This window comes from Coleofasciculus sp. G2-EDA-02 (assembly GCF_040226375.1).
In the GTDB taxonomy this organism is placed as follows: Bacteria; Cyanobacteriota; Cyanobacteriia; order Cyanobacteriales; family Coleofasciculaceae; genus Coleofasciculus.
Genome location: NZ_JAVKEW010000029.1, coordinates 21,375 through 28,631, shown reverse-complemented (window position 1 = coordinate 28,631; position 7,257 = coordinate 21,375). Strand labels below are relative to the sequence as shown.

The following is a 7,257-nucleotide window of genomic DNA, read 5'->3' as shown; positions in this document are numbered from 1 at the left end:
CCGCCGAGTCCCGGCGTACCTGATAAGTTGACTTCGACTTTGCAGCCGCAAGCCAACTGCATTGTATCATACTATCCTGGGGTGTTTATCCGGATAAAAGCCGTCCTAGAAGGACGGGGCTTCAGACCCTTTATTTCCGGTGAATGCAACTTGGTATGAGCTCTGAACTGAGAACAGCGATCGCACTTACTCCACATCATCAGGTTCAACCCCTAACTCCCGTAATCGTGCTGCTAATCGTTCCGCCCTTTCCCGTTCCGCAACTGCCCGTTCTTGCGCCTCGACAGCCCTTTCCTGCGCCTCGACAGCCTCTTCTTCCGGCGTTAAAATCAACTCTCCCTCAAGCGTCATCCACCGCAACCACAGACGGTTAATTCCTCGAAAACTTCCCTGCCATAACCCTAAACTTAACGCTAACTCCGGCATCAATAAGCGATTATCAATCATGTTCATCGGTTCGTAATGACCCCCGACTAAATGAAACGCCTGAATTTCATTGGTATAGCGACTAAAAATAATCGAGTACGGAATTCGCAAAATCTGTTCATAAACCTGCCATTTTGTCGGCGGATTTCCAGGTGTTTGCACCGTTAGACCCAAATCTTCCTCTTGTGTACCGGGAGACAATAATTCCACCACTACATAAGGATTGATTGCTTCTTGCCAAACCACATAACTTAAACGTAAATCCCGCCCTTCATACAACCGAGGTATTCCCACTACGCCAAACCAATCGGGGCGTTTGTACCACTGGAGATGGTTAACATCATAGTAAAGATTCAAATCACAAGCCGAAAATACCAACTCCCGATTCCAGTTAGCGGGTTGAAACGTGAGAAATAACAATAAGGGTTGTAAAAAATGAAACTCGTCTGGCAATCCAGGTTCCTCCGGGTTGTCACTCGGTAAATCATACATCGTGGGTAAGGTTTGCCGAGGTGAAAGGGGTGGGTTAGTTTGAGTGGGAAGGTTAACCATACGTTGAGTGGAAACTATGAAAGGCGGCTTTTAATTACTTCTAGCTCATCAAAATCTGAAAAGAAGGCTAATCTCTAATTGCTGACTTGAGGGATTGACAAAACTCCTCAATCGCTTTTAATCCTTCAGTCGGGGTTCCTTCAGCTAAACGCTTCACGAAAGCACTACCCACAATTACCGCATCTGCACCCCACTGTTTCACCTGTCGCGCTTGTTCGGGTTGGGAGATGCCGAAACCGACTCCGATGGGTTTGTCAGTAACCGCCCGCATTTGCTCGAGTAAATCTGGGACACTGGATGCAACTTGGCTTCTCATCCCAGTGACGCCTGTAACGCTGACTAGGTAAATAAAGCCCTGAGATTTTTTCGCGATCGCGTCAATTCTCGCTTTGGGACTCGTGGGTGCGACTAATAAAACCACTTCGATCCCAATTTCAGTCGCAGGCTGGATCAGCGATTCCGCTTCTTCTAAGGGTAAATCCGGCACGACTAACCCGGCTATCCCTGCGGCGGCAATTTGTTTTAAAAAGACTTCAATCCCCCGGTTGAGAATGGGGTTGTAATACATAAATAGAATAATTGGCGCTTTTAGATCGGGGGTAACCTCCTGCGCGATCGCCAGAACATCATCCAATCGTACCCCCCGTTTCAATGCTCGTGTCGCCGCCGCTTGAATCATCGGACCATCAGCCAGGGGATCGGAATAAGGCACACCTAGCTCTATCATATCTGCCCCCGATTTGTCAAGGACTCGCAAAGCTTGAGCTGTGGTGACTAAATCCGGGTCACCTGCTGTGATAAAGGGAATAAAGGCGCATTCAGAGCGCTGGCGTAGAGTCTCGAAGCACTGGGAAATTTTGGTCATTGGTCATTGGTTGATTGATTCAGAGTCTTGTTCCAATTCCGCTTGTAACTGGGCAAGTTCTTCTGGGGTCATCTGTTCGAGGCGCTTTTGCAAGACAGCATCCTTATAGTCTTGCAGTTGCTGGTTATAGGTCATCTTGTGAGTACCCACTCGGAACAGATAGGTGAATACCCAGCCGAGTAAACCGCCGACTAAGAGTGCTTGACTCCAAATCCCGGCTTTCATCTCGTCTAAACCAGCAACCTGCAACAGGAGATACATAATACCACCAGCCGCAAACACGCCGATGGAAATTCCGATCGCATCAATTCTTCGCATTTGTAGATTAAGCTTGGATCTGACGCTTCTTGGGGCGGAAGTTCAGGAATGGGCTGAACAGTAACAATCCCGGGAAGAAGAAGAAGACGAGGAAGTACATAAAGCTACGCTCAAAGGAGCTAGCTACATACCAGCGCTGTTTTAGGTAAAAGTACGTGACCAAAGGAACTACGACGAGGTAGAGTCCACCTAAAGCTAGATAGAGTAATGCAACAATCATGATGGTCTGTCTTATAGCGGCAACAGGTCTCTCAAATATAGGCGATCAGAGAATCAAGAGTTGAATAGCCCAGTGTCAGGCTACCCTAAGCCTCCTTTATCGCCCCTACTATCTTACCTTGTCCGGGTTCCTCAGATTTTCTAGTTGCCAATCTGCCCCATTTAATGTTCCAATAGACAAGTGCGGAGGTTTTGAGGTAAACTTTAATACCGAAGCACAACCCGACAGGGGGGCGTGGCGGAATGGTAGACGCTACGGACTTAAGTAAATTGAGCCTTGATGGAGAAATCTGTCAAGTGGATGCTCTCAAACTCAGGGAAACCTACGTCTGGAAACAGATAGGGCAATCCTGAGCCAAGCCGATAAGAGAGTTTTGATTGTTGCGTGATCAGTTATGAGTTAAAACAAACTAACTCAAAATTCACCCACAATGTCCTAGAGCGAAGCGAAGGGTCAAAATTCAAAACTTATCGGAAGGTGCAGAGACTCGACGGGAGCTACCCTAACGTAAAGCCGAGGGTAAAGGGAGAGTCCAATTCTCAAATGCTGATTAAGGCAGTAGCGAAAGCTACAGTGAGAATGAAAATCCGTTGACCGTAAAAGGTCGTGAGGGTTCAAGTCCCTCTGCCCCCATTTATCAACTGATATTGATTTAGTTCCCCATTCCTCTATAGGGTGGGGATATACAGCTTTTTTATCAAAAAGTGAGGGCTTGGGGGAGCTATAAACTGAAGTTCCCCCCGTCCAGATGTACTACAGGGGACTTAACTCATACTGTATAAGCATTTTAGCAATTTAGCCCCCTCAAATCGTACCCATGTATATTTAAAATTTTCTTAATACTCTTAGGAGAGAATCTGTGAGACAATTTTATTCATGTACTTTGATGAATTAGAATTACATCCAGAAACTGTAGGGGCGCATGGCGTGCGCCCGATTTAACCTGAAGTTCCCCCCATACAGATGTACTTCACCCAGGGTCAAGCCTTATACCGTAATGGTTTGAGCGCTCAAACCCTCAAAAATCGTACCCATGTTGCCCTTGCCATATCTTCGCGATCGCGAAGACTTGCAATAGGCAATCTTATCGACTGAAACCCCCGCCACATCAAGGTTTTAGCGGGATTGTACCCATGTAAGGCGACTGAAAAATCGCGGAAAGTCGCACGGTGCGGTAGTTTCGATTTTTTGGCTAGGGGGAACTTCAGATTAAGTGCCAGAATTACGGGGGTTTTTTAAGAAAAGGGCGACCCAACCCCATTAAATGGACTGGTGTTGTTAATTATACCAAGCCGATCGCCCCTACAGGTGGTTCATTATACCCCCCACACCCGAAACCCGAAATTCTACCTCGCTGGCGGCGTCGGGAAACTCATTTGTTCTCCTGTCACTTGCACCGACTCCAGCAACTGGAGAATACGCTGTAAAGGAATGTCTACCCACTTCGGTCGATTGTTAAGTTCATACCCTAACTCATAAATCGACTTCTCAAACAGATAAGCATCCAACAGCACTTGCAACTCCTGAGTTGTTTGCGGGATAAATGAACGTCCCGCACCTGTAGACAGATAGGTTTTCAGGAACGTATCACTGACCCAGGAATACCAGAAACTCGACCATTGTTCCATCACCGAAAGATTATCCGGTCGGATCATGCCACTCTCAATTTCATTCCGCAAGCCGAGAGTAATCGCATAGTGGAACGATTGTAGCATCCCTGCCACATCCCGCAGGGGCGATCGCTTCATCCGTCGTTCACTCAAAGGACGTGCCGGTTCTCCCTCAAAGTCTATGATGATTAAGTCTTTCCCGGTATATAAAACTTGTCCCAGATGGAAATCACCATGACAGCGGGTACGCATCGACGTAATCGGCTGATTGATTAAGGCTTTAAAGCGTCCTAAAATCTGATCTTGGCGGTTGAGAATAGTTTGGGCTAAAGGTTGAATTTCCGCAGGTAATACGTCGATCCGTTTTTTCAGCAGCAGTAAAACCTGACCCGTCAGATTCCGCATATACTGATACACAGACCGTTGATAGAACGACGTAAACGGTTCCGGGGCAAAGTTAGGATTCTCCATATCCGAGGACAACGCAATATGCAGTTGAGCCGTTCGCTTTGCCAACAGTTGCGTTGTATCCAAATAAGAAACAATCAGATTGTAGCCAAAGGGCGGATCAGTGCGATCGAGAGACTCCACCGCCGAGGGTAAGAAGAGTTCCGTCTCCTGCAAATCTGATCCGGGCAATACCATGACTTGTTCAAAGTAGCCGCGCAGGGAATCTAAGGTATAGGACCAAGCATCGGTGGTATTGGGAACAAACTCTTGCAAGACGCCGATGGTTATCGTGTCTGAGTTAGCAGCGCGATACTCCAGCGCCCCCGCCACGGAAACAAAATGTTCGGTGACTTTTTTATCGGTGAGGAAACGCCCAATTTCTAAGTCTGGGTTAATCCCTTCCTCAACCTTGCGGAACAGCTTTAAAATAAAGCGATCACCGTAGACCATTGAGGTATTACTTTGTTCGCCTCGAAGCAGATGCGGCTCAAGCTGAGTCGCCTCTTGCATCAGTTCAGACAGGGCGTTTGTCGCCGTAGCTACCAGTGTACCTGCCTTTCCTTTATACCGATGCTGATGACGAATGGCATCTAAGGGGAAGGCTAAAAAGTCAGGTTCAGCTACCGCGTCAAATAATAAGCCAACGTCTTCATTTCCCTCAACCTGAATATAGGCGATAACCTGATGGGGCTGAATGTTCGACCCATCACCACCTAATTCAGTTCCTGGCGCGTAAGCTAAGGGCAGAAGGTAGGTTTCTGGGGTGCCCTCGGTGTAATCTAATTTGAGGAAAAGTAACTCTGCCTCGGTTTCTTTATAAGAGACAGGAATCACTTCCACAATCTCTGCCGATTGCACCGTCCTCGCTTTACCACCAAACCAGCGACAACCATAGAGGTAAGTGGGCAAAATCGACTCCAAGGTTGTCTTTAAAATTGGTTGAGAAAACACCGTTTGCCATTTACCACTCACCCTGAGTGTCGGGGGTTGAATGTGGGAACTGGGGACTTCGGCGAGAGTGTCTTGCAACTGGAGAGTAAACCAGTAGAAGCCATGAGGGCTGAGGCTGAGGAAATAGGAGGAAGAACCAATCGCCGGGAATTGGGTGCGTCCAAAAATCTCCACGGGCACCATTCCTTGGAATCCGGAGAGATCCAATTCCACAGTTTGCACAAATCGTGACAAGTTGGCAACCACTAAAATATGTTCCCCAGCATAGGTTCGGGTAAATGCCAAAACCTTACGGTTCTCAGGATGGAGAAACTCAAAAGTCCCTCGCCCAAAAGCTTGGAAACGCTGGCGGGTGGCAATTAACCGCTTCATCCACCACCACAGGGAATTGGGATTCCCCTGCTGGGCTTCTACATTAATCGCTTCGTAATGGTATTCTGGGTCAACAATCGGCGGTGCATAGAGTTTTTGCGGATTCGTGCGCGAGAAGCCTGCATTGCGGTCAGCACTCCATTGCATCGGTGTGCGTACCCCGTTGCGATCGCCCAGATAAATATTATCGCCCATACCAATCTCATCGCCGTAGTACAAGACGGGCGTACCGGGAAGAGACAGCAGCAACCCATTCATCAATTGAATTTGGTCGCGATTATTCCCCATCAGCGGCGCGAGGCGGCGACGAATCCCTAAATTGAGCCGTGCCTGCGGGTCTTCTGCATACACTTTATACATGTAGTCTCGGTCTTCATCGCTGACCATTTCCAGGGTCAGTTCGTCATGATTCCGCAGAAACAATGCCCACTGACAGTTATTGGGAATTTGCGGCGTCTGATTGAGAATATCAATGATGGGGAAATTATCCTCCATCTTTAATGACATGAACAGGCGCGGCATGAGGGGAAAATGGAAATTCATGTGGCATTCATCCCCCTGCCCATAATACTCCGCCGCATCTTCGGGCCACTGATTCGCTTCAGCCAAAAGCATCCGATTGGGGAACTTGGCATCAACATGGGTGCGTAACTGTTTCAAGAATGCATGAGTGGCGGGTAAATTTTCACAGTTTGTGCCTTCTTGTTCATACAGATACGGTACTGCGTCCATCCGCAGTCCATCCACCCCCATAGCTAGCCATAAATCCACAACCTCTAAAATGGCTTTAGCCACTTCCGGATTTTCGTAATTGAGGTCAGGTTGATGGGAGTAGAAGCGATGCCAGTAATAGGATTTAGCCACTGGGTCCCACGCCCAGTTAGAATGTTCAAAGTCCTGGAAAATAATCCTGGCATCTTTATATTTTTCCGGACTATCACTCCAAACGTAAAAATCTCTTTCACTACTGCCTTTCGGGGCTTTGCGAGCGCGTTGAAACCAGGGATGTTGGTCGGAGGTATGGTTGACAATTAACTCAATAATTACCCGAATTCCCCGTTGATGGGCTGCATCTAACAGCTCTTTGAGATCTTCGATTGTGCCGTAGATAGGATTGATTTTTTTATATTCGGCAATATCGTAGCCATCGTCTTTCAGGGGAGAGGGGAAAAAGGGTAATGTCCAAATCGCGGTGACCCCTAAATCCCGTAAATAATCTAGCTTCGATGTTAAGCCGCGCAAATCACCTATGCCATCGCCATTGCTATCGGCAAAGGCACGAATCGGCACTTCATAGATGATTGCATCTTTAAACCATAAGGGGTCATCTTTCAAAATCGAATTAAGCATTTTTTCGTTGGTAGTTTTCCCTAGTTGTTGATTTGTCATTTGTTACTCGTCATTGGTCATTTGTCATTCGGGAAGACCCTTCGCTTTACTCAAGGCATCAGGTTTTGGGTGTGTCAAGGCTCTTTTCACTACTATCATTTTTT

The 7,257-nt window shown here is 47.4% G+C and carries 6 protein-coding genes; 1 reads left to right on the top strand and 5 read right to left on the bottom strand.

The window, feature by feature from the left end; translation table 11 throughout:
* Positions 1-186: 186 nt before the first annotated feature.
* The 4 genes from RLO19_RS03240 to ndhL all read right to left on the bottom strand — a co-directional run bounded on the left by RLO19_RS03240 (position 187) and on the right by ndhL (position 2,384).
* A complete protein-coding gene (locus tag RLO19_RS03240; protein ID WP_446353788.1) occupies positions 187-978 on the bottom strand; it encodes a Uma2 family endonuclease in 792 nt (263 codons plus the stop codon).
* 67 nt (positions 979-1,045) lie between these two features.
* Positions 1,046-1,843, bottom strand: coding sequence for a tryptophan synthase subunit alpha (gene trpA, locus RLO19_RS03235; protein WP_446353786.1), 798 nt, complete (start codon positions 1,841-1,843; stop codon positions 1,046-1,048).
* A 3-nt stretch (positions 1,844-1,846) separates the two neighbouring features.
* Positions 1,847-2,161 carry a DUF3007 family protein gene (locus RLO19_RS03230; protein WP_446339717.1) on the bottom strand — a complete coding sequence of 105 codons (315 nt, stop codon included), beginning with the start codon at positions 2,159-2,161 and terminating at the stop codon, positions 1,847-1,849.
* Between the two features lie 7 nt (positions 2,162-2,168).
* Positions 2,169-2,384 (bottom strand): NAD(P)H-quinone oxidoreductase subunit L, encoded by a 216-nt coding sequence (gene ndhL, locus RLO19_RS03225; protein WP_446353791.1) that lies wholly within the window; start codon positions 2,382-2,384, stop codon positions 2,169-2,171.
* A gap of 960 nt (positions 2,385-3,344) precedes the next feature.
* On the opposite strand from ndhL, the gene RLO19_RS03220 reads away from it, so the two are divergent.
* Positions 3,345-3,476, top strand: a complete 132-nt coding sequence (locus RLO19_RS03220; protein ID WP_446353785.1) for a hypothetical protein — start codon at positions 3,345-3,347, stop codon at positions 3,474-3,476.
* A 251-nt stretch (positions 3,477-3,727) separates the two neighbouring features.
* Here RLO19_RS03220 and treS read toward each other — a convergent pair whose 3' ends face one another.
* Positions 3,728-7,114, bottom strand: a complete 3,387-nt coding sequence (treS, locus tag RLO19_RS03215; RefSeq protein WP_446353790.1) for a maltose alpha-D-glucosyltransferase — start codon at positions 7,112-7,114, stop codon at positions 3,728-3,730.
* Positions 7,115-7,257 lie beyond the last annotated feature (143 nt).